Origin of the sequence: Streptomyces sp. NPDC046465 (assembly GCF_040646035.1) — a bacterium.
Taxonomy (GTDB): domain Bacteria; phylum Actinomycetota; class Actinomycetes; order Streptomycetales; family Streptomycetaceae; genus Streptomyces.
This window is the reverse complement of sequence record NZ_JBEYZK010000012.1, coordinates 15657-41871: the sequence shown is the minus strand read 5'-3', so window position 1 is coordinate 41871 and position 26215 is coordinate 15657. Positions and strand designations below refer to the sequence as shown.

Below are 26215 nucleotides of genomic sequence, written 5' to 3'. Positions count from 1 at the left end.
TGTTGGACACGCTTCCCCCCTTCAGGGTTGTACGCATCCGGGATCGCGTTTGCGGCATGCTGCGTGGGCACCGCTCGTGACGATGCATCAAATGCCCCCATGCGTACCAGCTCTTCCCCTATGCCCCGTTTTTCCGACAGCGCTCGGGCCACCCCTGAAAGTGGCCGCCGGGCCACCCCTGAGGGCGACCGCTAAAGACGCCCCCCGTCCCGCCGTCGGTTGCAGTGATCAGAGGCGAATCTTCGAACGCGGAGATGATCCAGTTCAAGCGCTCACGACCACCAAGTTGGACACAGAACTTACACAGATCCCACAAAGGGATCCGCTCCGGGGTGGTCCATACCAATCGCACCGAGCTATCGCACCGAGCAACCGCGCCGAACCCTCGCCGCGAGCTTCAGCCCGCCGTGAGCTCCCGCGCCACCAGCTCCGCGATCTGCGCGGTGTTCAGCGCCGCGCCCTTGCGCAGGTTGTCGCCGCACACGAAGAGCTCAAGCGCGGTCGGGTCGTCGAGCGACCGCCGCACCCGGCCCACCCAGGTCGGGTCGGTGCCCACCACGTCGGCGGGGGTGGGGAACTCCCCTGCGGCCGGGTTGTCGAACAGCACGACGCCGGGGGCGGTGGCGAGGATCTCGCGCGCGCGGTCGACGGTGACCTCGTCCTCGAAGCGGGCGTGGACGGTCAGGGAGTGCGTGGTGATCACGGGTACGCGTACGCAGGTGGCGGCGACACGGAGCTTGGGCAGCCCCAGAATCTTGCGCGACTCGTCCCTGACCTTCATCTCCTCGGACGACCAGCCGTCGTCCTTGAGGGACCCGGCCCAGGGCACCACGTTCAGCGCGACGGGCTCAAGGAAGGGGCCGGTGTCGTCGCCGACGGCGCGGCGTACGTCACCGGGGCTGATGCCCAGCTCCGTGCCCGCGACGAGCTTCAGCTGGCGGCGGAGCGTGTCGACGCCGTCCCGTCCCGCGCCGCTCACGGCCTGGTACGAGGAGACGATCAGCTCGCGCAGGCCGAACTCGGCGTGCAGCGCGCCGATGGCCACGATCATCGAGAGCGTCGTGCAGTTGGGGTTCGCGATGATGCCGCGCGGCCGTACGCGCGCGGCGTGCGGGTTGACCTCCGGCACGACGAGCGGCACGTCCGGGTCCATCCGGAAGGCGGCCGAGTCGTCGACCACGACGACGCCCTTGGCGGCGGCGATGGGGGCCCACTGCGCGGCGACCTCGTCGGGCACGTCGAACATGGCGACGTCGACCCCGTCGAAGACCTCTTCGGACAGGGCAAGCACCTCGGTCTCCGCACCGCGCACGGCCAGCTTGCGGCCGGCCGAGCGCGGTGAGGCGACGAGTCTGATCTCGCCCCAGATGTCGGCGTGCTGCGACAGGATCTGGAGCATGACGGTGCCGACGGCCCCGGTCGCTCCGACGACCGCGAGCGTCGGCTTCCGGTTCATCGCCCGGTGCCTCCATAGACCACGGCCTCGTCCGTGTCGGAGTCGAGTCCGAAGGCGGTGTGCACGGCCCGCACGGCCTCGGTCACGTCGTCGGCGCGCGTGACGACCGAGATGCGGATCTCGGAGGTCGAGATGAGCTCGATGTTCACCCCGGCGTCGCTGAGCGCCTCGAAGAAGGTCGCGGTGACGCCCGGGTTGGTCTTCATACCGGCACCGACGAGCGAGATCTTCGCGATCTGGTCGTCGTAGCGCAGCGAGTCGAAGCCGACGGAGGCGCGGGTCTTCTCCAGGGCGTCGACGGCCTTGCGGCCCTCGGCCTTGGGGAGCGTGAAGGAGATGTCGGTCAGGCCCGTCGAGGCGGCCGACACGTTCTGCACGACCATGTCGATGTTGACCTCGGCGTCCGCGATGGCGCGGAAGATCGACGCGGCCTCGCCCGGCTTGTCGGGCACGCCGACGACCGTGACCTTGGCCTCGGAGGTGTCGTGCGCGACACCGGAGATGATGGCCTGCTCCACCTTGCGGTCCCCTTGCGGTTCGTTGCTGACCCACGTGCCCTGGAGGCCGGAGAACGAGCTCCGTACGTGGATCGGGATGTTGTAACGGCGGGCGTACTCCACACAGCGGTGGAGCAGCACCTTGGAGCCGGAGCTGGCGAGCTCCAGCATGTCCTCGAACGAGATCCAGTCGATCTTGCGGGCCTTCTTGACCACACGCGGGTCGGCGGTGAAGACACCGTCCACGTCCGTGTAGATCTCGCAGGCCTCGGCGTCGAGGGCGGCGGCGAGGGCGACGGCCGTCGTGTCCGAACCACCGCGCCCGAGGGTGGTGATGTTCTTCCCCTCCTGGCTGACGCCCTGGAACCCGGCGACGATGGCGATGTTGCCCTCGTCGACGGAGGTCCGGATGCGGCCCGGGGTGACATCGATGATCCGCGCTTTGTTGTGGACGGAGTCGGTGATGACGCCCGCCTGGCTGCCCGTGAACGACTGGGCCTCGTGGCCCAGGTTTTTGATCGCCATGGCCAGCAGGGCCATGGAGATGCGCTCACCAGCGGTCAGCAGCATGTCGAATTCGCGTCCGGCAGGGATCGGGGATACCTGTCCGGCGAGATCGATCAACTCATCCGTCGTGTCGCCCATCGCCGACACCACGACAACGACCTGGTGGCCGTTCTTCTTGGCGTCGACAATTCTCTTGGCGACTCGCTTGATGCCCTCGGCATCGGCTACGGAGGAGCCTCCGTACTTCTGCACGACAAGGCTCACGTGCGCTCCTCGCTCAATCCGTTGTGCGGTCGGCTCAGTCTAACGAGCGACCGAAATCCGCCTCGGCCATATCACATCGTGAGATGTCCCGCTCACAAGGTGATCACCAGGGGCATACGGCCCCGCTGTTCGGGGAGTACGTTCCGGCCGCTCGGCTGGGCACATGCCCACTGTGGAGCGCTGCACTCCGGAAAGTGGGGCGGGTCACAGGTTCCGGGGCGGGGGTCTCAGGCGGTGTAGTCCTTGAGCTTCTCGGTGTTCAGGGTGATGGCGACGGGCGCCGGGAGGGTGAGCGTGGCGCCGTACGCGTACGTAGGACTCTGCCGGTAATCACCGTCGTGCGGGTCGCCGAACACCGTCAGGGTGTCGCTGTCCCGGTCGACGAGGAGGTAGACGGGGATGCCCGCCCTGGCATATCCGTGGCGCTTCTCGTGGCGGTCGCGGCGGTCGGTGTCGCGGTCGTAGGAGGTGACCTCGACGACCATGAGGACGCCACCGGGGTCCGCCCACTCTCCTTGGCCGGCGAAGCTGCCGAGCGGCGCGAGCGCCCCGTCAGGCTTGGCACGGCCCGCACGGTATCCCGCGATGACAAGCCCTTGCTCGGGGTAGAGACCGAGTTCCGCCCGCTGCTGCATGCACTGCCGCAGCAGCCACATGATGATCTCTCCGTGGTCCCCATCGGGCACAGGTTTGACTCCCAGCCGTCCGTCGATGAACTCGAGCGTCACCGTCTCGGGCGCCACTTCGGCAAGTTCTTCGAAGTCCTCGACATCGAGCGGACCGTGCTTGACACACAACCTGCCGCCGAGGAATTCCAGCTTGTTGCGCACGGTTTCCGGGGCCCTGCGGACAAGCTCCTCGAAGTCCTCGACGGACATCTGAGGGCGCTCTTCGGTGCTGGGGGTCATGGCGTCGCCTCCTTGACTCCATGGTGCCCGGACCGGCACGTCCTGCACGCTCATACGTCACCCCGGGGCGTCGGCAGACCGGCGGCGCGGCGCAGCTCCGCCACGCGTTCGGTGACGTCCACGACCCCCGACGCGGCGGCTCGGCGAGGCCGCGCGCGGAACGTGTCCGGGATGTACCCGGTCCGCTCCGCGCGGGGGTAGCAGTCGGTACAGATCCCGTTGACCAGCTCCACGGAGGTCTCCGGCTCCTCGCAGTCCCCGCAGATCATGACGGCACGGGTGACGCGGGCGCGGGCCTTGGCGGGGGCCTGACGCTTGGGGGGCATCTTGTTCTCCAGTCGGTTGCGGGCGAGTCCGCCCGGGTTGGTGACGGTCGGCGGCAGCCCTTCGGTGAGGGCGCGCGTGATGTCGTGCGGCGTCGCGCCCCGCTCCAGCCACTCCGCTGCGCTCGGCTCCAGCTGTTTGCACTCGCCCTCGGAGAGGGCCATGCGTCGGTCGGCGGTACGGAGCTGGGCGAGGGTGCGGTGAGCTGCGCTCGGCTCGGGCGGGGTGGGCGAAGTCGGCTCCGGCTTCGGCTCCGGTTCCGCTGTTCTTGCCAGGCCCGGCCGGTACGTGTGCGTTACGTCGCGTCCGTGCCGTTCCCGTACGAACTCGGCCCACCAGGCCGGGGATTCCGGGGTGCGTGACCAGTACGTCCTGGTCACCCAGCGCATCGTGCCGTCCTCGACGGTGAGGTGCTCCTTGACCCAGCGGAGGTGACCGGCGTCGATGAGGTGGTTGAGGGAGGTACGGACTGCCTGCTGGCCGTAGCGGGGGTGGGCGGCGGCGATGGCCTTGTGACCCATCGCCGCGCCGTCCGGCAGGTGGTCGATGAAGGTCGCGAGGTCGCTCTCACGGGCGCCCAGGTGTGCGAAGTCGGGCTCGGTGTCCGGTTCTTCGTCACCCGCTTGGCGCTTCCCGTACCCCGATTTGGCCATCGGGTGGGACGGGGAGGGGAGGACGGGATTAGGCTGGGCGCAAGCCACGATCGACTGCTTTCGATCCGTAGGGCTAGGCCTCGGACCCGGTGTTGGTAGCACCGGCCGAGGCCGTTCTATTGCCGCGAACCTAGGGCGGCTTTACGTTCTGACGCAAGCTGACTACGGAACGTCACTCTTGAGGGTGACGGAACCCTCAACTCCGCTTCTGGGCCGGTTGGTTGGGTTCATTTCTCTCGCCGGACCAACCAGGAAAGAGCTCGGGTCCCGGGGCTCAAGCTCCGGGCTGAACTGCGGCGATGAAGGTGGCCCACGCGGAGGCGTGCACCTGTATCTCGGGGCTCGCGGGGAGTTTCGAGTCCCGGATGTGGATGCTTCGACTCAGGGCTACTTCCAGGCAGTTGGCTCCCTCGTCATCGCTGTAGCTTGACTTGAACCAATGCAGCTCGCCGCTCACAGGTCACCCACCATCCGCTCGATAAATTGGGCCGACTCAGCAGGACTGAGCGCCACAGTGCGGATCATGCTAAGCCGCTCGCTCTGGGCGGTGACCACATCCGGATCGGACGTCAACTGGCTCACCGACTGGCCCTCGGACAGGGCCAGCCGTTCATGCTCAAGGGTTTCCAGAAGCACCATCGGCCCTGAAAGCGCGGATGACGTCGCCCGCTTGTAGGGCAGCACCTGCAACGACACGTTGTACAAGTCGCTTGCCTCCAGCAGCCGCACCAACTGGGCCTTGTCGACCTGCGCGGCGTTCAATGCGGCCTCGTAGATCACAAAGCTGATCGCCACCGGGGGCTTCCGGCTCAGGATCGACTGCCGTTCCAGCCGGGCAGAAACTCGTTCCTCCACCGTCTCCTCACCCACCGGAGGGCACCGGTTCCCGAGCAGCGCTCTCGCATAGGCCTCTGTTTGCAACAGCCCTGGGATCAGGGCAACTTCGTAGGACCACAGGCTCAGCGCCTCCTGCTCCCGATCCATGAAGTCCTGCACTCGCTGCGGAAATTTCTCGCGCTGAAGGTACTCCTTGGCTGCGCTCAGCAACCCCTCCGCCCCACACAACTCATCCGCCACATCCAGCACCCGCGCCGTAGGCATCCGTACGCCCTGCTCCATGGCCTTGATCGTGTCCGGCGCGTAATTCGCGGCCGCGCCCAACTCCTCGCGCGTGACGTTCGCCTTCATCCGCCACCGCTTCAACTGGTTCCCGCTATACCGCCACGTCGGGTTGTACTGAACGGACACAGCCACCACCTCCGACGGATACACGGGGGCGCGTATCCCCTCAGTCACTACCGAGCGTAGCCCCGCAGTGCGCACTCTGTGACCATGACGAACGCAATTCACTGGCCGGAGTGGGTCCCGCTGGCGGGGCACCATCTCCGGGTCTCGGGAGTCCACTTCGACGCGGTGCGGATTCAGGGCGTACGAGGGGAACAGGTCGCCGCCCGGCTCATCGCCGAGACCGACGACGACGCGGGGCCCGTCATCTGCGAGGCGACCGGCTTCCGGTGGATGTACTTCCTGGTGGCGCCGGGCGCGGCCAAGGAGCGCAACTGGCCGCTCGGCGTGCAGCGGTTCGGCGGGGCGGGGTGCCGCACGGTGACGTACATCGGGGTGCCCGCGCTGAACGGCAACACCTGGCCGCTCCTCTGGTACTCAGAGCCGACGCCGAGCAGTCCGTATGTGGACCCGGGGCACCTGCTCGCCGCGCTGGGGCCCGTCAGTCCGTAGCCTTCAGTCCGTAGCCTTCTTCGGTTTCCAGCTCTTCGAGCGGGCCCTGGTCAGACCCTGCCGCAGGATCAGGGTCGTCGGGTGGTCCGGGCCGAGTACGCGGACGCTGTCGGTCAGTGCCTGTTCGTACAGTGCGACCGCGCGGTGCGCGTCGCCCGCCGTCCAGTGCGCGTGGGCCAGGTTGTTCCGGGTGGTCAGGGTGTCCGGGTGGTCTCGGCTGAGGACCCGGAGCTGGTCGGCGAGGACCTCCTCGTACAGGGGGATCGCTCGGGCGCTGTCGCCCTTCCGCCAGTACGCGTGGGCCAGGTTGTTCCGCGACCGCAGGGTCCTCGGGTCGTCCCTGCCGAGGACTCGCAACTGATCGGCGATTACCTCTGCGTACAGGGGGATCGCGCGGTCCACGTCGCCCGCCGACTCGTACGCGTGGGCCAGGTTGTTCCGCGACCGCAGCGTGTCCGGGTGGTCCGCGCCGAGCACCCGGATCTGGTCGGCCAACATCTCCTCGTACAGGGGGATCGCACGGACCGCTTCGCCCGACATCGCGAACGCGCTCGCGAGGTTGTTCCGCGAGGTGAGCGTGTCCGGGTGGTCCGGGCCGAGGACGCCGAGCCGGTCGGCCAACGTCCGTTCGTACAGCGGGATCGCGCGCTCCACCTCGCCCGACGCCCGGTACGTGTAGGCCAGGTTGTTCCGCGACATCAGGGTGTCCGGGTGGTCCGGGCCGAGGACGCGAAGACGGTCGTCGAGCGTCTGCTCGTACAGGGGGATCGCGCGGCCCGCGTCGCCCGCCGACTCGTACGCGCCCGCCAGGTTGTTCTGCGACCTGAGCGTGTCCGGATGGTCCGGGCCGAGGACACGAAGCCGGTCGGCCAGCGTCCGCTCGAACAGGCGGATCGACCGGTCCACCTCGCCCGCCATCTCGTACGCGCCCGCCAGGTTGTTCCGCGCTCCCAGCGTCACCGGGTCGTCCGTGCCATGGACCCGGGCACTCGCCGCCAGGCCCCGTTGGAGCAGCCCGATGGCCTTGCGCACCTCGCCCTGCGCCTGGAGGTACAACGCGACCTGGTTGAGGAGGAACTGGGTCCGGATGGTGTCCTCTTCGGGCTGCCAGGCCGCCAGCAGCGCCTCGGCGTGAGGCAGGAGCCTCCGCCACGTCGGCCACCCCGCCACGTTGTCCATGGGGGCGTCGGGAAGCGTGTCGCACAGCCACGTCGCCGCCCGCTCACGGGCCTCGGGGACGAGGTCACCGGCGCGGTGGGGGTCAGCGTCCGACGCCGTGCGGGCCACCATCTGGACGAGGCGGTGGACGCCGATGGTCCAGCGGTCGAGGGTGATCATGTTGTAGTTGGCCAGGAGGGCCAGGAGGCGGGCGAGGTCGACGGGGTTCTCCGCGAGCGGGGCGAGCAGGTCGCGGGGGATGCCGGTCGGGGCGTACCAGGCGGTGACGCGCAGGAGGTCCACGGCTCGGGGGTCGCGCGCGTCGAGGGCGTCGAGGGTGATGCGCCAGATCCGGGCCATCGTGCGGGCCGGGTCCGAGCCCTCCGGCGCGGCGTCGGTGGCCTCTCCCGGGTACCGGCCGAGCATCTCCCGGTACTCGCCCGTCGTCATCATGGTCTGCGCGATGAACGCGCCCGCCTGTTCCAGGGCGAGGGGCAGGTGCCCGAGGTCTTCGGCGAGCGCGCGCGCCTCGTCCCCGTCGCCGCAGTCGCCGCCGTCGCCACTGCCGTCCGTCAGGCGCGCCAGCAGGTCCGTCGCGTCGTCGGCGGCGAGGACGGGCAGCGGGATCGGCTCGCCGGACCAGCCCGCTCTGCAACGGCTGGTAATCAACTGACGGCCCGCCGAGCCCAGTTGACCGGTGACCGCCCTGACGTCCTGCGGCCTCTCCGCGTTGTCGAAGACCAGGAGCCAGCCCGGGTGGGTCTGTAGCCATCCGATGGCCCAGGAGGCGGCCTGTGCCGTCGCGAGGACGGGGGCGTCGCCCCTGAGGCGGGCGGCGAGCGCGGCCAGGCCCGTGTCGATGAGGTCCGGCGTGTCGGCGCGGATCCACCACACGAGGCGGTACGCCTCACGGTGACCGTGGGCGTAGTGCAGCGCGAGCGTCGTCTTGCCGACTCCCCCGAGGCCGTGCACCGTCTGTGTAATGGTCCGGGAGCCGTCGGACAGGGCTCGGCTCAGCGAGGCCAGCGCCTCGTCCCGGCCGACGAAGAAGCGCGAGGGCAGCTCAGGCAGGTTGTGCAGGCCCCGGGGTACGTCCATGTCATAGGAGGTAGGGGTGAGTTCGGGGTGGGCGCCGGTCGCCGTGACGTCCTCCAGGACCAGGCCGTCGCCCACCGCGTTGGCGAACCCCGGCCGCGCCGCCAGCGAGGCCACCGACACCGCCGTCAGCTGGTCCGCCGCGTAGTCCCGGGCCCGGTCCGTGGTGACCACGCCGACGAGCCGGCCCCGCGCGAACAGCGCCGCACCGGAGGCGCCCGCCCAGCGCGACCGTTCGGCCGGGCGGCTCGGGGTGGCGACGCCGTCGACGTGCGCGGTGATCAGTTCGCCGCCCGACCTCAGTCCGGTCAGCGTCTCGATGTGCCCCCGGATCTCCTTGGTGTCCCGGACCCCGTCCCGCACCTCCGCACGCGGAAACCCGACCGCAAGACACCCGAGCCGACCATCCCCCGCCGCCGTCACATGAATCCGGCCCCACCGCACGGGCTCCGCGCCCACCGGCGGCACCCACGCGCCGCCCGTCACCCGGATCAACGCAGCATCGACCTGAGCGCCCTCTCCCTCGCCCTCTCCCCTCCCGGGCCAGAGCAACTCGGCGCCCACCCACGCCTCACGCCCCCCGGAACCAAGCAGCCGAACCTCCAGGCCACCCCCGCCCCCGCCACGCACGTTGTGCCGCGCGGTCAGAACGACCCGGTCCGCGACCAGATACCCGGTGCCCGCCTGCCTCCCACCCGGGTTCCAGACCTCCACGACCCGTCGCACGTCCATGACACGGCCACCGCCCTACCGGGGGCGGCGCTCCGCCCAGGCCTCGTCCGTCATGCCGCGCCGCCGACGCGATCCCCGTACTCGATGGACACCGTGAGCCTCGCGCCCAGCGCCGCCGCATACGTCCGCATCGTCTCCAGGTTGTGGATCTCGCCCCGCTCCACCTGCGACACCCGCGCCTGGGAAATTCCCACCGCCTTGGCGACGTCCGCCTGCGTCAGGTTCTGTTCCTCGCGGATCTCCCGCAGGTGATGCCCGAGGACGTGCGCCTCGGTGGCAGTACGCGCCGTCTGCTTGCGGCGCTCCCACTCGGCGTCGGATACGTCGGGGTCGCTCTCACGCATCCGGCGCTTCACGTCCGCCCAGTTGCTGTACTCACCCATCAGACACCCCCTCACACACGTGTGGGACGCAGCGTAGCGCCGCGTCCCACAACAAGCCGTGAACAAGGGTTACTTGACCGTCCGCAACCCCAACGGGCCCGCGATCTCCTCCGCCATGACCTTTCCGGCCGCTTCCTCCAGTGCCGACTCCGTCAGGTCCTCGTCCGTGTCGAGGCCGTCGAGGTCTTCCAGGGGCTGGTTGAGGCGGACGTGGGCCACCAGGGACTGGAGGGCGCGGAGGGTGCCCGATGCCGTGGAGCCCCAGTTCGAGAAGTAGGAGAACTGCCACCACCACAGGGCCTCGGTCGTGCGGCCCGCGCGGTAGTGGGCCAGGCCGTGGCAGAGGTCGGCGACGAGGTCCGCCAGGTCGTCCGAGATGCGGCAGGGCACCGGGGCCTTGCGGGGCTCGTACGGGTCGAAGACCTCGGAGTAGACGTCGATCGGTTCCAGCATCAGCGCGAGGCGTTCGCGGAGGTCGTCGACGTCCTGCTCGGGGCCCAGATCCGGTTCGTACCGCTCGTCGGGGACGATGTCCTCGTGCGCGCCCAGGCGGCCGCCGGCCAGCAGGAGCTGGGAGACCTCCAGGAGGAGGAAGGGGACCGCCGAGTCCGGCTCGTCGCCCTTCGCGATCTCCCTGACCGAGACGATGAAGCTCTCGATCTGGTCGGAGATCTGCACCGCGAAGTCGTCCGGATTGTCGGTCACGGTGTTGAGCGTGGCGTCAGACATCTAGGAGTCGTCTCCCCTCGAAGGCGCGGCCCAGGGTGACCTCGTCCGCGTATTCCAGATCTCCCCCGACAGGGAGTCCGCTGGCCAGGCGGGTGACCTTCAGGCCCATGGGCTTGATCATGCGCGCGAGGTACGTGGCCGTGGCTTCACCCTCCAGGTTCGGGTCGGTGGCCAGGATCAGCTCCGTGACCGTGCCGTCAGCGAGGCGCGCGAGGAGTTCCCGTATGCGCAGGTCATCCGGGCCCACGCCTTCGATCGGGCTGATCGCGCCCCCCAGAACGTGGTACTTCCCCCGGAACTCGCGCGTACGCTCGATCGCCACGACGTCCTTCGGCTCCTCCACCACACAGATGACGGAGAGGTCGCGGCGCGGGTCCCTACAGATGTTGCAGAGCTCTTCCTGCGCCACGTTCCCGCAGGTCGCGCAGAAGCGGACCTTGTCCTTCACCTCAAGGAGGGCGTGCGCGAGGCGCCGTACGTCCGTCGGCTCGGTCTGCAGGATGTGGAAGGCGATCCGCTGCGCGCTCTTGGGACCGACGCCGGGCAGCCTGCCCAACTCGTCGATGAGGTCCTGAACCACGCCTTCGTACAACGGAACGCCTTTCCTGAAGTCCTCTAGAGGGTGTCGGCCCTGTACGTACGGTAGTTGGCCGGGGGGTTTCTTAGAAGGGAAGCCCCGGGATGCCGCCGCCGCCCAGACCCTGGGCCAGCGGGCCCAGCTTCTGCTGCTGGAGCTCCTGCGCGTTCTCGTTCGCCGCCTGGACCGCCGCGACGACCAGGTCCGCCAGCGTCTCGGTGTCCTCGGGGTCGACCGCCTTGGGGTCGATCACCAGGCCGCGCAGCTCGCCGGAGCCGTTGACCGTCGCCTTGACGAGGCCGCCGCCCGCCTGGCCTTCCACCTCAGTGCGCGCCAGTTCCTCCTGCGCGGCCGCGAGGTCCTGCTGCATCTTCTGGGCCTGCTGCAGCAGCTGCTGCATGTTGGGCTGGCCACCACCGGGGATCACGATCAGCTCCGTTTCGTACGGGTCCTTCTGGCGGTTTTCCCGCCTTCACCGAGCCTACGTGGTCGGCGGCCGGGCCGCCCCAGCACTCTCGCCGACACTCTTTCGAGTGAGATCAGCCGTCTTCCTATACCTGATCAAGCACCTCTTCCGGGCGGAAAAGCCGTGAACCCGGTCTCATGGCCACCCATTGGGCGGTAGGACTTAGCGTCGATACGCGCGATCTCGTAGAGGAGTGCCGGGTGAGCCAGCCGGAGATGCAGCCCGAGGGCGTGCCCCCCGAGGGGCAGGGTGCGGGGACCGGTTCGGGGCCTGGCGCGGGTACGGGGGCGGGTGCGGGGCCTGGTGCGGGGGGCGCGGGGCCGGGGGCGCGGTTCGGCGATCTGACCGGCCGGGCCTTCCCTCAGGGCGACTGGGGCGAGCCCGCCGCGCGCCTCGACGAGCTGTACCGCTGGGTCGAGCGGGGCGCCCTGGACACCGCCGAGTGGTACCTCGCCGACCGGGGCCACAAGCGGCTCGGGGCGCGGCTCCTGCGGGCGGGCGCCGCGCTCGGCGCCGTGGGCGGCGGGGTGCTGCCGCTGCTCGATCTGGCGGGGGCCGTGGGGCCCGTGGCCACCTGGGGGTTCGTCTCGCTGCTCGCCGGGGTGGCGTGCGTGGCATGCGACCGGTTCTTCGGGCTCACGTCCGGGTGGATGCGGGACGTGGCGACCGCGCAGGCCGTGCAGCGGCGGCTGCAGGTGCTGCAGTTCGACTGGGCGTCGGAGAGCGTGCGGGAGGTGCTCGGGCCCACCGAGGGCACGGCGGGCGAGGCGGCCGAGCGGTGCCTGGGAGTGCTGCGGAAGTTCACCGAGGACGTCACGGAGCTGGTGCGGGCGGAGACCTCGGACTGGATGGTGGAGTTCCGGGCCGGGCCCGTGCCGCTGACCATGCAGGCGATGAGCCCGGGGAGCCCGCCCCGGGAGGCACCGGCCGCCCCCGGGCGGTTCCCGATGCCGCCGGGGACCCGGCCGAACATGCCTCGGCAGCGGCCGCCGGAGCCGCGCTGAGCCGCGCTGACCCCTCCCCCGGGCCCTTCTTTCACTTGCGCCAGAACAAGTGGTGCGTCACACCGCTCGGGCTCGGCACGACATCCCGGTGGAAGCGGTCGAGCAGCTCGTCGGGCGACTCCCAGAGGCGGGTCCCCGCCCCGAGCTTCAGCGGCGAGACCGTCACGTGCAGGGTGTCGACGAGGTCGGCCGCCAGGAACTCCCGTACGACGGTCGCGCCGCCGCCCAGCCGGACGTCCTTGCCCTGTGCCGCCTCCCGCGCCCGCGCCAGGACGGTGGCGGGGTCGTCGTCCACGAAGTGGAACGTGGTGTCGGAGAGCGTGAACGACGGGCGCACATGGTGCGTCATCACGAACACCGGCGTGTGGAAGGGCGGCTCCTCGCCCCACCAGCCGCGCCACTCGTGGTCCTGCCAGGGCCCGCGCTGCGGCCCGAACTTGTTGCGGCCCATGATCTCGGCGCCGATGTTGTGGTGGAAGTCCCGCGTGAGGAAGTCGTCCAGGCCCCGGCTGCCACCGGGCTCCGTACGGTTCGGCCAGCTCGCCGTGGCGACGGCCCAGGAAATCATCTCCATCGGGTCGGCGTGGCCGAACGGTCGCTCCAGGCTCTGGCCCTCACCGGCGCCGAAACCGTCACTCGACACGTTGAAATTCTGGACCTTCAGCAGCTGTTCCATGGGCCCGCTCCTCCTCCTGCGTCACGCCATCGATGACAGGTAGACCGCCCGGACCGCACGAACTCATCGGCCGCCCGAACCGGAAACCAGGCCCTAGCTGTAGATGATCATCGAGCCCTGGGCGAGGCTCCGGGTCGCCGCCGCGTGCAGGCCCAGCCATACGTGCCGCTCCCTGGCGAACGGGCTCTCGTCCGGCGGCGCCGCGGCGGCCGGTTCCTCCAGGGACGTGGGCGCCTCGGGCGGCGCCGGGGGCAGCGGCGGGTTCGCCGGGTCTATGCCGATCGACGGGGCGACGAACTCCAGCTCGCGCAGGAGCGCCTGCGAGGAGCCCAGCGGGCCGCCCCCGGCGAGGAGGTCGTCGTTGGAGAGCGGGGCGGGGAAGTCCACGGGGACGTACGCGCCCGCGTGGTCGTAGTGCCAGACGAGGTGCGACTGCTGTGCCGTGGCGTCGAACATCTCCAGGAGCTGTTCGTAGTCACCGCCGAGCGCGTCCACCGGCGTGACCTCCAGGCCGCAGATCTGTAGGAGGTAGGCGCGGCGCAGGAAGTGCAGCGCGTCGTAGTCGAAGCCCGCGACCGGGGCGACGTCGCCGGAGAGGCCCGGCATGTAGGCGAAGACGGGCACGGCCGGGAGTCCGGCCTCGTGCAGTGCCTTGTCGTAGGCGGCGAGCTCATCCGCGAAGGGGTTGTCGGCGCTGTGGCACAGCACGTCGACGAGGGGGACCAGCCACAGGTCGCAGGCCAAGAAGGACTCCTCGGGTCGGTCGAACGGATGGCGCCCGGCGTGCAGGCAGCGTAGTCGGGCACGGGGGCCGCTATCCGCCCTTGTGCGGATCCCGGCCGTTGCCCCGGTGCAGGTCCCATACCCATACGCCGTCTACCCATTTTCCGGGACGGCCAAGGAGTGCGTCCACGGTCGCGCGCAGTTGTCCGTCGTGCTCCTGCGGTGCCAGGACGAGGAGGCCCGCCTTCCAGAACTTCAGGTCCTCGCGGGCGGCGGCGCGCCAGGCCGGGGTGATCCGGGGGGTGCGGCCGGAGGCGATGACGTCGCGCAGCAGGTCGGACGTGCTGCGGGGCGAGGGGCCGTAGATGCCGATGCGGTCCGGGCCCCAGGGGCCGTTGAAGTAGCCGCCGGGGATGCGGAAGCCCAGGTCGGCGCTGGTCTGCCAGTGCAGGGCCTCCGCGTTGGCGGCGTCCGGGACCGGCACGGGGACGAGCGTCTCGCCCTCGCCCAGGTACGCGCGCCAGGTGCCGTCCGCGATGAACGGCGGCACGTCGGCCCGGTCCACGGCCTTCAGCGGCGCGGGCAGGATCGGCAGCAGCGCGAGCGCGACGGCGGCGACGCCCGCGTACCGGGGGGCGCGGCGCGGCACCGAGAACAGCCGGACGAGGGCCAGAGCGAGGAGCATGCCGAGCGCCGGTGCGCACACCATCGCCACGCGCGCCTCGATGACGGACTCGAAGAGGGGCCGGTCGGAGAGCGCCGCCCACGGCCCCGGCAGGACGATGTCCGTCAGCGGGATGCGGAACTTCAGCCCCAGCGAGAGCAGCGCCGCACCGAGCACGGTGAAAGCGAGCGCCTTGACCGCCGGGCGCTCCCAGAGGCGTATGACGACGGCGAAGGCCAGGGCGACGAGGGGCCAGCCGTAGAACGCGTTCTGCTCGGTGCGGTTCAGCGCGAGGTGGTCGGAGCTCTCGGCACTGCCCGCGAGGGAGCGTTCGGCGAAGGAGAGGAAGGCGAGCGGGCTGTTGCCCGACTCGCCGTGCAGCACGCTCTTGTAGCTCTGCGGCCCGAAGAACTGCCAGTACAGCGGGAAGGCGATCAGCGGGACGGTGACGGCGAGCGCCACGCCGATGCCGCGCAGGAGCGGACGCCAGGCCGCCTTCGCCACGTCCCCGCGCGCGACCCCGTACGCGAGGGCGAAGAGCAGCATGCCGAGCGCGGCGAGGAGGAGCGGCTCCTCGCCCAGGAAGATCTGGTACGTGGTGAAGAGGCCGAGGACGACCCCGTCACGTACGACACGGGTGCCCTCGCAGAGCCGCAGCGCCCTGTCGATGATCAGCGGGATCATGAACAGGACGACGAAGTTCGGGTGCGCGTTGGCGTGGCTGACCATCGGGGGCGCGAAGGTCGCGACGGCCGCGCCGACGAACGCGGCGCCGCGGTGCGGGACGAGTCGCCTGCGGATCAGCCGGTACCAGGAGACGGCGGTGGCGGCGAGGCCGCCGGTCATCGCCACGTTCAGGGCGAACGCCGGGCCGAGCAGCCAGGTCACGGGGGCGAGCGGCACGGAGAGGCCGAGCATGGCCGTGTTGGCCATGAGGTTCACGCCATCCGGGAGGTTCTGGAAGGTGGTGAACAGGGGGTTGTGGAGGTGGCGGACGTTGTCCGCCGTCACCGCGAAGAACCACTCCCACTGGTTCTGGTCCTGCATGGAGTCGGGGAAGTAGCGGTGCGCGGGGGCCAGCCAGCGACTTGAGAACAGGACGGTGGACAGGGCCAGGAAGAGGAGGGCGACCCGGACGTCGGTGCGGTTGACCGCGCGGGCCTTCAGGGCGGTCAGCTCGGCGAGGACCTTGACGTAATCGAGCGGCCTGACCTTCGACCCCTCCTGGTGCGACCAGCGCACGGGCACCTCGGCGACGGGCCATCCCGAGCGCCGGAAGTACTGCAGTATCTCGACGTCTATACCCCAGCCGTGCAGGCGGGACTCCGCAAACGCCGCACGGGCGCGGTCGCCGTCGAAGAGCTTGAAGCCGCACTGGGTGTCGCGGATTCCGGGGACGGCGACCGCGCGTATCAGGAAGTTGCCGGTACGTCCCAGGAGCTCGCGCAGCCGGTGCTGGTGGGCGCCGATGGTCGCGCCGGGGCGGGCGCGGGAGCCGATCGCCGCCGCGTGGCCGTCGGTGAGCGCCTTGTCGAGGTGGTCGAGCTCCTCGATGGGCGCGGCGAGGTCGGCGTCGGTGATCAGGACGCGACGGCCGTAGGAGGCGAGGACGCCCTCGCGCAGGGCGTGGCCCTTGCCGCGGTTGCGGTCGCCGCGCAGGAGGAGGACGCGGGGGTCGGCGGCTGACGCCTCCTCGGCGATCTCCGCGGTGCGGTCGGTGGACCCGTCGTCGACGACGATCAGCTCCCACGCGCCCCGGTCCGTCAGCTCCAGGTGGGCGCGGATCGCGTCCAGAGTGGGGCCGAGGCGCCGCTCCTCGTTGTACGCGGGGACGACGACGGTCAGATCTACGCTCATGCAGCGGCCAGCCGCTCGATCAGGGCCAGGGAGTGCGCGTTGTACTCCACGACGATCCCGTGGGCGGTCTCCGGCTCGCGGCGCGCCAGCGCGTCGACGAGCTCGGTGTGCCGGGACCAGAGGACGCCCCGCAGGTCACCGCCGCTGTTCTCGCACCAGCGCCGGAGGTGGGTGACGGCGCAGACCCAGGACTTCACGCGCAGCCGGTGCAGGAAGTCGGAGAGGTAGGGGTTGCCGAAGAGGGCGCTGAGCTCGCGCCAGAAGCGCAGGTCGTAGCCGATCAGGACGGTCAGGTCGCCCGCGCAGGCCGCGCGGGACGCTTCCTCGCCGCGGCGGCGTACGGAGAGCAGCGCGTCGGCGACGTCCCTGCGGGGGCCGTGCGCCGCGAGGTCGCGGAAGATGCCGTCGGCGACGAGGCCACGGGCCTCCAGCATGGAGCGGTAGTCCACCAGCGTGTGCTCGTGGACGCGGAAGCCGCGGTGCTGGTCGGCGTCGAGGAGGCCCTGCGCCGTGAGGTTCACCAGGGCCTCGCGGACGGGGGTCGCGGAGACGCCGTACTGCTCGGCGATCTCCTTGACCGTGAACTCCTGGCCCGGCTCGAGGCGGCCGCCCAGGATCTCGTCGCGCAGGGCGTCGGCGATCTGCTGGCGCAGAGTGCTGCGGATGACGGCGGAGCCGTCGGTGCCGGGCATCTGTTTCCCCCGCGGGGTCCGGGTACGTGGTCGCTTACGAGCACGTCAGACTACGTGGTCGGGGTTCCGGGGCAGGGGGCCGCGATCCGGCCCCCCACCCTTCGTCACCGTGGGAAACGGCTGTGCTACCCGGTGTGATCGATCTCTGTGCGGGCTACACCGTGTGCTCGTCCGCCACCGTCAGGGCCTCGTCCAGGGCGGCCAGGCCCTCCTTCGCCTCGGCTTCCGTGACGTTGCACGGCGGGACCACGTGGGTGCGGTTCATGTTGATGAACGGCCACAGGCCCCGCTTCTTGGCCGCGGCGCCGAACGCCGCCATCGGGGCGTTCGCCTCGCCGGTGGCGTTGTAGGGCACGAGGGGCTCGCGGGTCTCCCGGTTCTTCACCAGCTCCAGGGCCCAGAACATGCCGACGCCGCGCACCTCGCCGACCGAGGGGTGGCGTTCGGCGAGCGCGCGCAGGCCCGGCTCGATGACCTGGGCGCCGAGGGTGGCGGCGTGCCCGACGATGCCTTCCTCCGCCATGACGTTGATCGTGGCGACGGCCGCGGCGCAGGCCAGCGGGTGGCCGGAGTAGGTGAGTCCGCCCGGGTAGGGGCGCTCGGCGAAGGTCTCCGCGATGGCGCCGGAGATGGCGACGCCGCCGAGCGGTACGTAGCCCGAGTTCACGCCCTTGGCGAAGGTCAGCAGGTCGGGGGTGACGTCGAAGAGGTCGGCGGCGAACCACTCGCCGGTCCGGCCGAAGCCCGCCATGACCTCGTCGAGGACGAAGACGATGCCGTACTTGTCGCAGAGCGCGCGGACGCCCGCGAGGTATCCGGGCGGCGGGATCATGATGCCCGCGGTGCCGGGGACGGTCTCCAGGATGATCGCGGCGACGGTCTGCGGGCCCTCGTAGACGATGGTGTCCTCAAGGTGCCGCAGCGCGCGCTCGCACTCCTGCGCTTCCGTCTCCGCGTAGAAGCGGGAGCGGTAGAGGAAGGGCGCCCAGAAGCGGACGACGCCCGCCGTGCCGGTGTCGGATGCCCAGCGGCGGGGGTCGCCGGTGAGGTTGATGGCCTGGTGAGTGCCGCCGTGGTACGAGCGGTACGCGGAGAGCACCTTGGGGCGGCCCGTGTGCAGGCGGGCCATGCGGGTGGCGTGCTCGACGGCGTCGGCGCCCGCGTTGGTGAAGAAGATCTTGTCCAGGTCGCCCGGGGTGCGCTCGGCGATGAGGCGTGCGGCCTCGGAGCGGGCCTCTACGGCGAAGGCGGGCGCGAACGTCGTCATCGTCGCCGCCTGCTCCTGGATCGCGGCGACGACCTTCGGGTGCTGGTAGCCGATGTTGGTGTAGACGAGGCCACTGGTGAAGTCGAGGTAGCGGTTCCCGTCGTAGTCCCAGAAGTACGAGCCCTCGGCGCCGGCGATGGCCGGTGGGTCGATGAGCTCCTGTGCGGACCAGGAGTGGAAGACATGTGCGCGGTCCGCGGCCTTCACGGCTGCGCCGACCTGGGGATTCGGCTGAGGGGTCATGGGGCCGAGGGTAAGTGTCCGCGGAGTGGACGGGACATGGGCGTCTTGTCGGGCGTGGGGTGCGGAACCCGACAGAGTGTCGGGTGGGCGTTCGCCCCTGCGGGGCGGGGTGCGCTTTCTGCGTCCGCTGGGTGGGGGCTTGTCGCGCAGTTCCCCGCGCCCCCTGAGGTAGGACTTCTGGGCGTTGCCTTGGCGGGGGGCGGCACGGGGCTTGGTTTTAGGGGCGCGGGGAACTGCGCGATCAGCCACGTGTGGCCCGCAGGCGAGGTTCCGGACCGGGGAGGGCTAGTCGTCGTCCAGGTCCGGGACCACCTTTGCCCGGGGGCCCGACGGCGCGCAGCGGATCTCGTACGGGAGGTCGTCCTGTTCGTCGTCGTCCCCCGGCTCCGCCTCCAGGCGGGCGACCGCCGAAGGCCCCCGCTCCACATCGTCGTCGATGTGAAAGCCGTCCGCCGGACTCCAGGAGACGAGATACACCGTCCCGTCGCCCCGGCACTCCACCGTCGCCGAGCCCCCCGTGAAACGGAGCGTGGATCGTTCTGGGGAGGAAGGCTCAGAGGAGGGGGAGGGGGACTTCGAGGGTGTGGAAGCCGGAGGGTGCGCCGAGGATGACGTCAGTGCGCGCCGCACCGCCGCCTCGTCCAGCGGACGACTGTGCGCCGCCCCACCCGAACTGTCCGAACTCGCCAACTGCCACGCGCCCAACGCCCCCGCCGCCGTGCCCACGGCCACCCACGCCGCCGTACCGACCGCGTTCCGCCACTTCCTCATCCCGCCACTGTGCCGCATCGTTTCCTAACGTCCGGTTAAGACCCCGACAAGGGTGCCGCCCCGCCCCTGACTACGGTGGTTGTATGGCACATCTTCTCGTCGTCGAGGACGACCCCCAGCTCCGCGGCGCGCTGGTACGGGCCCTGCGCGACAAGGGGCACGCCGTGGCGACCGCGCCGAGCGGCATGGCAGGCCTGGACACGGCCGTGACCAGCAGGCCCGACCTGGTCGTCCTGGACCTGGGGCTGCCCGACGTCGACGGCGCACAGGTGCTGCGCATGCTGCGCGCCGTCAGCGACGTCCCCGTCATCGTGGCCACCGCCCGCGACGACGAACCGCAGATGGTGACCGTCCTCGAAGCCGGGGCCGACGACTACATCGTCAAACCGTTCGGCGCCGCGCAACTGGACGCCCGCATCAAGGCCGTCCTTCGCCGCCTCGGCGTGGGCGAGACCGAGGAGCCGCTGCGCGTGGGGGCGCTCTCCATCGACCCGGCGTCCCGCGAGGTGACCCTGGACGACGCGGCTCTCGACCTCACGCCCCGCGAGTTCGACCTCCTCGCCTACCTGGCCCGCCGCCCCGGCCAGGTCGTCTCCCGCCGCGAACTCCTCGCCGAGGTCTGGCAACAGCCCCTCGGCGGCGCCGACAAGACGGTCGACGTCCATCTCTCCTGGCTGCGCCGCAAGCTGGGCGAGACCGCCCAGGAACCCCGCTACCTGCACACGGTCCGCACCGTGGGCGTCAAACTCGCGGCCCCCGACGCGACCCCCGACGCGGCCCCCGACGGCCGGGACGCGGGCTGACCGATGCGCCGCAGCCTCCTCCTCCTGACCGCCGCGACCACCGCCCTGGTCCTCACCGCCCTCCTCGTCCCCCTCACCCTGCTCACCCGCACCCACGCCGCGGACCGCGCCACCGCCGAGGCCACCGCCCGCGCCCAGTGGGTGGCCCACGCCCTCGGCCCCGCGCTCGCGACCGCCGACGAGCACGAGACGGCGGAGCAGACCGTGGAGAGCGTCAACGGCGACGGCCTGCCCGCCACGTCCCTGATCCTCGCGAACGACCAGGTCATCGGCGCACACGTCGGCGCACACGCACACGACACCACCACCGTCACCGACCCCGTCCGCCTCGCCCGCACGGGCCGCGCCTTCACCTACGAGACCAGCTCCGGCAGCCGCCTCGTCCTCGTCCCCGTCCAGGGCGCGAAAGACGGCACGGCCGTCGTACAAGTGACGTTGACCGAGAAGCAGTTGTACGCGGGCACCCTCGCGTCCTGGCTCGTCCTCGCCGGTATCGGCGTGGGCCTCGTCCTGCTCGGCCTCCTGCTCGCCGACCGGCTCGGCGCCCGCCTGGTCGGTGCGACGCGGCGCCTCGCCCGCACGGCGGACCGGCTGGCCGCGGGCGACCTGACGGCCCGCGCCGAGCTGGCGGGCCCACCCGAACTCCGCCTCGTCGCGGGCGAGCTGAACCGCCTCGCGGCCCGTATCGACGAGCTGCTCACCGCCGAACGGGAGAACGCCGCCGACCTCGCCCACCGGCTGCGCACCCCGGTCGCCGCCCTGCGCCTGGACGCGGAGACCCTCCGCGACCCGGAGGGGGCCCGCCGCATCGCGGCGGACGTCGCAGCCCTTGAGCGCAGTGTCGACGACGTGATCCGCAAGGCGCGGCGCCCCCTGCGCGAGGCGCCGCGCGCGGACCTGGCGGCGGTGACGCGCGAACGGGCGGCGTTCTGGGCACCGCTGGCGGAGGACCAGAGCCGCGCCGCCCGCACCACGGCGCCGCCCGAAGAGATCCTGGTCCCGGTCCCCGCCGACGAACTCGCGGCGGCCCTGGACGCGTTGATCGGCAACGTCCTCGACCACACACCGCAAGGGACGCCCTTCACCATCGAGGTCCGCTGCACGCCCGGTGGCGAGGCGGAGCTGACCGTCACCGACGAGGGCCCCGGCTTCCCCGACGGGACGGCCCCCGACCGCGGCACCAGCGGCGCGGGCTCCACGGGCCTGGGCCTGGACATCGCCCGCCGCACCGCCGAGGAGGCGAACGGCCGCTTCGACACGTCGAACAGGGGCGCCGAAGTGGCTCCTCAACGGACCACCGGCGCCCGCGTCACCCTCACGTTCCCGCGCGTGCTCCCCGAGGGAACGCCGTCCGCACCGCCCGCGCCCACTTGTTGATCCCGAGCTCCGGCCGGACCGCGGCATACCCCCCGCAGTACTTGGTGAAGTCCGCGGCCCGCACCCCGAACCGGTGCAGCACCCGGTCGGCGTCCGTCAGATGCCCCTTGGTCTTGGTCTCCACCAGCACGAGGCCGCTGTCGGCGGCGGCGCTGCGCCCGGTCACCGTGTCCGTCACGACGAGTCCCGCGTCGCACGTGACGCGCTGCCCGTCGGCGACGAAGGTCGCCCGCTGGTACTCGGTCACGAGCGAGGGTGTGAGGCCGCCGGGCGCCTCCAGGCCGTACGACCCCCGCAGCACTCCGTCGAGGAAGCCGAGCCGCACCGCGTCGAGCGCGTGGTCGTCCCCTTCGAGCCGCTGGCGGTGCTTGACGGTCTCGCCGCGCCCGCTCTTCAGCTTGATCTCGAACTGCCGCTCCCCGCTGTCCTGATAGACCCGCTCCCGGATGCGGTAGCGCAGCCTCCGGCCCTGGCGGTGATCGTGGAAGGTGCCGAGCTCGGGGGTGTCGTAGTACGTCGAGTGGTAGCGGAACCAGCGCCTGCCCCCGATGCTGAGCGCCCGGAAGGGGCCGCTCGCCCGCCGGGGATCGGTCAGCAGGGCCGCGAGGTCCTCGAATATCTCGACGGGCACGAGATAGCTGTTGTCGTAGCGGGCGAGCAGTTCCGCCTTGGCGTTCACTTCTTCGAGCGCGATGGGGTGCGCGGCGAGGGCGGCGCGGCCGATGGCGCGTACGGCGGGGTTCACACGGTCTCCTTCGGGTACCTGGGGGCGATCGTGTCGGACCGGGTCGTGCGTCGTCGTACCGTCAACTCCCCGGAGGGCACGGAAGGTTCCGGCTGACGGAAACGCACTTCCAGCACCATGAGGTCACGTACGTAGTCCACTTCCTGGACGGTCCACCCGAGCGGCTCACCGAGCCGCCGCGCCAGCTCGGCCCGGAGGGTCTCCTCCTCGCGGTGCACGGAGTCCAGCGTGACGACGGCCCGCCGGTCGCGGGCGAACAGGCGCGGATGGTCGGCGCCGTACATGACCACGAGCAGCACGGCGGCGAGCCCGGCGGCCACCGGCAGGTCGAGCTCGGGCAGGCCGCAGAGCAGGCCGAGCACCAGGGTGATGAAGTAGTACGCGACTTCCTGGTGCTGCAGGGCGTCGGAGCGCAGCCGCACGATCGAGAGCACGCCGAAGAGCCCGAAGCCGAGGGCGAGTCCACCGTCGCCGCCGACGGTCCCGAGCCCGGCGACCACCGCGAACAGCGCGACGTTCAGGGCGAGATACGCGGGGACGAGCTCGCGCCTGTGGTGCCGCGGATAGAAGACACCGAAGGTCAGCAGGGCTACGGCGGCGAGATCGAGGCCCAGGTGGGCGCTGAGGTTCAGGGTGCTGTCCATGCCGAGGACGCTAGGGAGCGGCGGGTTAAGGCCGCCCCCCATGAGCGTTAACAGAGCCATTGACAGTATGCTGTCACTACGACAGCATACTTACGTACGCAGCACGGCAAAGCATCGTGACCCGAGCCCCGGAGGCCGTCATGTCCCGCAAGCCCGTACATCTGGCCCTCTACGACACGTTCGCGGACTGGGAGACCGGCCACACCACCGCCTGGCTCGCCCGCGTCGGCTACGAAATTCGCACGGTCGCCCTGTCGGCCGAACCCGTCGTCTCCATCGGCGGCCTGCGCGTCCAGCCCGACCTCTCCCTCGCCGAACTGCGCCCCGAGGACAGCACGCTGCTGATCCTGCCGGGCGCCGATCTGTGGGACACGAGTGACGACCTCGCACCGTTCGGCCGCGCCGCCCGCGCGTTCCTCGGCGCGGGCGTGCCGGTCGGCGCCATCTGCGGGGCCACGGCGGGCCTCGCCCGCGAGGGGCTGCTCGACGACCGCGCGCACACCAGCGCGGCAGCGATGTACCTGGCGGCCACCGGCTACCAGGGCAGCGGACGGTACGTCGAGACGGACGCGGTCACCGACGGCGACCTGGTCACGGCGGGCCCGACCGAACCCGTCGCGTTCGCCCGGGAGGTCTTCGGCCGACTCGGCGACGTCTTCGAGGGCGACAAGCTCGACGCCTGGTACCGCCTCTTCCACGACTCGGACCCGGCCGCGTACGAAACCCTCAACTCCTGAACGGGGCAAGCATGATGGCCGTGGAGTACCGACGATGACCGACGAAGAAGGCAGCACCCGGCTACGGCAGGACCTGCTCAGCCGCACCGCCCTCGCCGTCTTCCGCCTGAACGGCCGGTTCCTCGCCCTGTCCGAGGAACTGGCCGGACCCGCGGGCCTGACCGCCGCCCGCTGGCAGGTGCTCGGCGCCGTGCTGCGCGAACCGCTGCCCGTCGCCGGGATCGCCCGCGCGATGGGCATCACCCGGCAGAGCGTGCAGCGCGTCGCCGACCTGCTGGTGCGCGACGGCCTCGCCGCGTACGCGCCGAACCCGGCCCACCGCCGCGCCAAACTCCTGCGCCCCACGGACGCGGGCCTGGCCGCCGTCGCGGAGATAGATCCCGGCCACGCGGCGCTCGCGGAGCGGCTCGCGGCGGCGCTCGGCACCGACGGATTCGCGGAGACGGCACGGGTCCTCGAACGGCTGGCCGCGGCCCTCGACGAACCCGTTACGCAACCGTAGAGCCAAGCGCGTCCCACCCTGTCGTACGGGCGCACTATCCTCACTCTGTTGCACACCAGTGGGGGAGGTCGGTGCGGCGATGGAGAAGCTCGTGCCCGGAGATCCGCAGAGAATCGGCGCGTACCGGCTGCTGGCGCGGCTCGGCGCCGGCGGCATGGGGCAGGTGTATCTGGCGCGGTCGGACCGCGGCCGGACGGTGGCGGTCAAGCTCGTCCGCCAGGAACTCGCCGAACAGGACGAGTTCAGGAACCGCTTCCGGCAGGAGGTACAGGCCGCACGGCAGGTCGGCGGCGCCTGGACCGCGCCGGTCCTTGACGCGGACACCGAGGCGGCGATCCCGTGGGTCGCCACGGGGTACGTGGCGGGGCCCTCGCTACAGAGCGTCGTCTCGCACGACCACGGGCCGCTGCCCGAACGGTCCGTGAACATCCTCGCGGCCGGGCTCTCGGGCGCGCTCAAGGACATCCACGCGGCGGGCATCGTCCACCGCGACCTCAAGCCGTCGAACGTCCTGGTCACGATCGACGGCCCGCGCGTCATCGACTTCGGCATCGCCCGCGCCCTGGAGACGGTCACCGACGGCGGCCTGACTCGCACCGGCGCGCTGGTCGGCTCGCCCGGCTTCATGGCGCCCGAGCAGGTGCGCGGGGACCGCCTCACCCCGGCGTGCGACGTGTTCTGCCTCGGCTCCGTCCTCGCGTACGCGGCGTCGGGCGCGCTGCCCTTCGGCACCGCCAACAGCGGGGTGCACGCGCTGATGTTCCGCATCGCGCAGGAGGAGCCGGACCTGGCGGGGCTCCCCGAGGACCTCACCGAACTCATCGCCGCGTGCCTGCGCAAGGACCCGGCGGACCGGCCCTCGCTGGACGAGATCCAGGAGCGCACGGGCGCGGCGGACGCCCTCGGCGACGGCCGCACGATCGATCCCTGGCTGCCGGGCGCGCTCGTCGCGCAACTCGGGCGGCACGCGGTGCAGTTGCTGGACGCGGAGGATCCGGAGGAGACGGCAGCGGGTGCGAGTGCGGGTGCCGGTGCGAGTGCCGGTGCCGGTGCCGGAGCCGGTGCCGGAGATACTGCGGGTGGTGAGGACGCGCAGGCCACCGCGCAGCCAGCACCCGCCGCGCCCGCCTCGCCGCCACCACCCGGCACCCCACCCCCCGTGAACCACCTGCCGACCATGGTGTCCGGACAGGCCCCACCGCCCACGCCACCCACACCACCCACACCACCCACACCGACGCCGATACCCGGCGCCCCTGCGTACGGCTACCCCCAGCAGCCCCCGCCCCCGCAGCAACTCCCCCAGCCCAGCGCCTACGGCTACCCGCAGAACGGCTACGGCCCCACGCCCCCGTACGGGCCCGTCCCGCCGCAGCCCGAACCCCCGCGCCGCAACGGCCGTTCGACCGCCGCGCTGATCGTCGTGGCGTTGATAGTGGCCATAGGAGCGGGCGGCACCGTCTATGCCGTCATGAACGGCGACAGCACCGAGAAGAAGCGGGGCGACGACCGCAAGAACAACGCGAGCAGCGCCTCACAGACCCCCGGGCCCACCTCATCGGGACCCGGCCCGACCAGCCCGTCGCCGTCACCGTCCGCTTCGGACACGGCCGAGGGCGAGGTGCCCGACAAGTACCTGGGCGACTGGAGCGGCGGCCTCGACACCAAGTCCGGTCACAGCACCCGCGAACTCACGCTCCAGCAGGGCGAGGTGGGCGACACGGTCCTCTCCGTGACGGCGGAGGGGCCGACCGACACCGGCGGCACGTACCGCTGCGTCTTCGAGGGAAAACTGGAGTCCGCGTCCGGCGACCGCCTGCACATCGGCCCCACCGTGATCACGTCCGGCGAACCCATGGCGTCCTGCACCCCGGGCGAACCGAGCGTCGTCACGCTCCTCGGCGACGGCAGACTGCGCCGCGCGAACACGGACGGCAGCGGCGAACTGACGTACGACAAGGGCAACTGACCGAGCGGCCCCGGCTCGCCGGACATGCACAAGGGGTGGGTCGCACTTGCGCGCG

The 26215-nt window shown here is 71.1% G+C and carries 27 protein-coding genes; 8 read left to right on the top strand and 19 right to left on the bottom strand.

All coding sequences use genetic code 11. The features are described from left to right. Window positions 1-397 precede the first annotated feature (397 nt). From ABZ953_RS19735 to ABZ953_RS19710, 6 genes are all read right to left on the bottom strand, one after another. Window positions 398-1456: an aspartate-semialdehyde dehydrogenase gene (locus ABZ953_RS19735; RefSeq protein ID WP_361725238.1), complete on the bottom strand. Its 1059-nt coding sequence runs from the start codon at window positions 1454-1456 to the stop codon at window positions 398-400. Next, window positions 1453-2724 carry an aspartate kinase gene (locus tag ABZ953_RS19730; RefSeq protein ID WP_361725235.1) on the bottom strand — a complete coding sequence of 424 codons (1272 nt, stop codon included), beginning with the start codon at window positions 2722-2724 and terminating at the stop codon, window positions 1453-1455. Before ABZ953_RS19730 ends, ABZ953_RS19735 begins: the two co-directional genes overlap by 4 nt. A gap of 227 nt (window positions 2725-2951) precedes the next feature. Next, complete coding sequence (locus tag ABZ953_RS19725; RefSeq protein ID WP_361725232.1) at window positions 2952-3632, bottom strand: Uma2 family endonuclease; 681 nt, start codon at window positions 3630-3632, stop codon at window positions 2952-2954. A gap of 50 nt (window positions 3633-3682) precedes the next feature. Then, the gene (locus ABZ953_RS19720; RefSeq protein ID WP_361725229.1) at window positions 3683-4609 is read right to left on the bottom strand and encodes a hypothetical protein; all 927 of its coding nucleotides are present in this window, start codon (window positions 4607-4609) and stop codon (window positions 3683-3685) included. A gap of 274 nt (window positions 4610-4883) precedes the next feature. Beyond that, on the bottom strand, window positions 4884-5066 hold the full coding sequence (locus tag ABZ953_RS19715) for a DUF397 domain-containing protein (RefSeq protein WP_361725226.1): 183 nt from the start codon (window positions 5064-5066) through the stop codon (window positions 4884-4886). After that, entirely contained in the window at window positions 5063-5857 is a 795-nt protein-coding gene (locus ABZ953_RS19710) for a helix-turn-helix transcriptional regulator (protein ID WP_361725223.1), read from the bottom strand. The genes ABZ953_RS19715 and ABZ953_RS19710 overlap by 4 nt, the downstream gene beginning before the upstream one ends. Before the next feature lie 78 nt (window positions 5858-5935). On the opposite strand from ABZ953_RS19710, the gene ABZ953_RS19705 reads away from it, so the two are divergent. Beyond that, window positions 5936-6346 (top strand): hypothetical protein, encoded by a 411-nt coding sequence (locus ABZ953_RS19705; RefSeq protein ID WP_361725220.1) that lies wholly within the window; start codon window positions 5936-5938, stop codon window positions 6344-6346. Window positions 6347-6349: 3 nt separating this feature from the next. Here the strand turns inward: ABZ953_RS19705 and fxsT are convergent, their stop codons facing one another. From fxsT to ABZ953_RS19680, 5 genes are all read right to left on the bottom strand, one after another. Further along, window positions 6350-9331 carry an FxSxx-COOH system tetratricopeptide repeat protein gene (gene fxsT, locus ABZ953_RS19700; protein ID WP_361725217.1) on the bottom strand — a complete coding sequence of 994 codons (2982 nt, stop codon included), beginning with the start codon at window positions 9329-9331 and terminating at the stop codon, window positions 6350-6352. Between the two features lie 50 nt (window positions 9332-9381). After that, on the bottom strand, window positions 9382-9714 hold the full coding sequence (locus ABZ953_RS19695; RefSeq protein WP_361725214.1) for a helix-turn-helix transcriptional regulator: 333 nt from the start codon (window positions 9712-9714) through the stop codon (window positions 9382-9384). Window positions 9715-9783: 69 nt separating this feature from the next. After that, on the bottom strand, window positions 9784-10443 hold the full coding sequence (locus ABZ953_RS19690; protein WP_361725211.1) for a DUF5063 domain-containing protein: 660 nt from the start codon (window positions 10441-10443) through the stop codon (window positions 9784-9786). Beyond that, window positions 10436-11035, bottom strand: a complete 600-nt coding sequence (recR, locus tag ABZ953_RS19685) for a recombination mediator RecR (protein WP_125514107.1) — start codon at window positions 11033-11035, stop codon at window positions 10436-10438. Before recR ends, ABZ953_RS19690 begins: the two co-directional genes overlap by 8 nt. 70 nt (window positions 11036-11105) lie before the next feature. Continuing rightward, window positions 11106-11447 carry a YbaB/EbfC family nucleoid-associated protein gene (locus ABZ953_RS19680; protein ID WP_361725207.1) on the bottom strand — a complete coding sequence of 114 codons (342 nt, stop codon included), beginning with the start codon at window positions 11445-11447 and terminating at the stop codon, window positions 11106-11108. A 239-nt stretch (window positions 11448-11686) separates the two neighbouring features. On the opposite strand from ABZ953_RS19680, the gene ABZ953_RS19675 reads away from it, so the two are divergent. Beyond that, window positions 11687-12490, top strand: coding sequence for an SLATT domain-containing protein (locus ABZ953_RS19675; RefSeq protein WP_361725204.1), 804 nt, complete (start codon window positions 11687-11689; stop codon window positions 12488-12490). A gap of 31 nt (window positions 12491-12521) precedes the next feature. Here the strand turns inward: ABZ953_RS19675 and ABZ953_RS19670 are convergent, their stop codons facing one another. The 6 genes from ABZ953_RS19670 to ABZ953_RS19645 all read right to left on the bottom strand — a co-directional run bounded on the left by ABZ953_RS19670 (window position 12522) and on the right by ABZ953_RS19645 (window position 19089). Further along, complete coding sequence (locus ABZ953_RS19670) at window positions 12522-13166, bottom strand: dihydrofolate reductase family protein (RefSeq protein WP_361725201.1); 645 nt, start codon at window positions 13164-13166, stop codon at window positions 12522-12524. A 93-nt stretch (window positions 13167-13259) separates the two neighbouring features. Next, window positions 13260-13910, bottom strand: a complete 651-nt coding sequence (locus ABZ953_RS19665) for a hypothetical protein (RefSeq protein WP_361725198.1) — start codon at window positions 13908-13910, stop codon at window positions 13260-13262. Between the two features lie 70 nt (window positions 13911-13980). Further along, window positions 13981-16410 (bottom strand): dolichyl-phosphate beta-glucosyltransferase, encoded by a 2430-nt coding sequence (locus ABZ953_RS19660; protein WP_361725195.1) that lies wholly within the window; start codon window positions 16408-16410, stop codon window positions 13981-13983. Further along, on the bottom strand, window positions 16407-17102 hold the full coding sequence (locus ABZ953_RS19655) for a GntR family transcriptional regulator (RefSeq protein ID WP_361725192.1): 696 nt from the start codon (window positions 17100-17102) through the stop codon (window positions 16407-16409). The genes ABZ953_RS19660 and ABZ953_RS19655 overlap by 4 nt, the downstream gene beginning before the upstream one ends. A 154-nt stretch (window positions 17103-17256) precedes the next feature. Beyond that, window positions 17257-18612 carry an aspartate aminotransferase family protein gene (locus ABZ953_RS19650; RefSeq protein ID WP_361725189.1) on the bottom strand — a complete coding sequence of 452 codons (1356 nt, stop codon included), beginning with the start codon at window positions 18610-18612 and terminating at the stop codon, window positions 17257-17259. 285 nt (window positions 18613-18897) lie between these two features. Beyond that, window positions 18898-19089, bottom strand: coding sequence for a hypothetical protein (locus ABZ953_RS19645; protein WP_361725186.1), 192 nt, complete (start codon window positions 19087-19089; stop codon window positions 18898-18900). A 106-nt stretch (window positions 19090-19195) separates the two neighbouring features. Between ABZ953_RS19645 and ABZ953_RS19640 the strand changes: the two genes are divergently transcribed. The 3 genes from ABZ953_RS19640 to ABZ953_RS19630 are packed head-to-tail and all read left to right on the top strand — an operon-like array spanning window position 19196 to window position 21563. Next, complete coding sequence (locus tag ABZ953_RS19640) at window positions 19196-19411, top strand: hypothetical protein (RefSeq protein ID WP_361725183.1); 216 nt, start codon at window positions 19196-19198, stop codon at window positions 19409-19411. A gap of 55 nt (window positions 19412-19466) precedes the next feature. After that, entirely contained in the window at window positions 19467-20186 is a 720-nt protein-coding gene (locus ABZ953_RS19635) for a response regulator transcription factor (protein WP_361725180.1), read from the top strand. A 3-nt stretch (window positions 20187-20189) separates the two neighbouring features. Further along, window positions 20190-21563, top strand: coding sequence for a HAMP domain-containing sensor histidine kinase (locus ABZ953_RS19630; protein ID WP_361725177.1), 1374 nt, complete (start codon window positions 20190-20192; stop codon window positions 21561-21563). Here ABZ953_RS19630 and ABZ953_RS19625 read toward each other — a convergent pair. Both ABZ953_RS19625 and ABZ953_RS19620 read right to left on the bottom strand, forming a co-directional pair. After that, a complete protein-coding gene (locus ABZ953_RS19625) occupies window positions 21502-22308 on the bottom strand; it encodes a VTC domain-containing protein (RefSeq protein ID WP_361725174.1) in 807 nt (268 codons plus the stop codon). The genes ABZ953_RS19630 and ABZ953_RS19625 overlap by 62 nt on opposite strands. Further along, a complete protein-coding gene (locus tag ABZ953_RS19620) occupies window positions 22305-22952 on the bottom strand; it encodes a DUF4956 domain-containing protein (RefSeq protein WP_361725172.1) in 648 nt (215 codons plus the stop codon). The genes ABZ953_RS19625 and ABZ953_RS19620 overlap by 4 nt, the downstream gene beginning before the upstream one ends. A 140-nt stretch (window positions 22953-23092) precedes the next feature. Here ABZ953_RS19620 and ABZ953_RS19615 point away from each other — a divergent pair, with 140 nt between their 5' ends. From ABZ953_RS19615 to ABZ953_RS19605, 3 genes are all read left to right on the top strand, one after another. Further along, a complete protein-coding gene (locus ABZ953_RS19615; protein ID WP_361725169.1) occupies window positions 23093-23689 on the top strand; it encodes a DJ-1/PfpI family protein in 597 nt (198 codons plus the stop codon). A 34-nt stretch (window positions 23690-23723) separates the two neighbouring features. Further along, complete coding sequence (locus tag ABZ953_RS19610) at window positions 23724-24191, top strand: MarR family transcriptional regulator (RefSeq protein ID WP_361725166.1); 468 nt, start codon at window positions 23724-23726, stop codon at window positions 24189-24191. A 79-nt stretch (window positions 24192-24270) separates the two neighbouring features. Beyond that, entirely contained in the window at window positions 24271-26160 is a 1890-nt protein-coding gene (locus ABZ953_RS19605; protein ID WP_361725163.1) for a serine/threonine-protein kinase, read from the top strand. The last annotated feature ends 55 nt before the right edge of the window (window positions 26161-26215 follow it).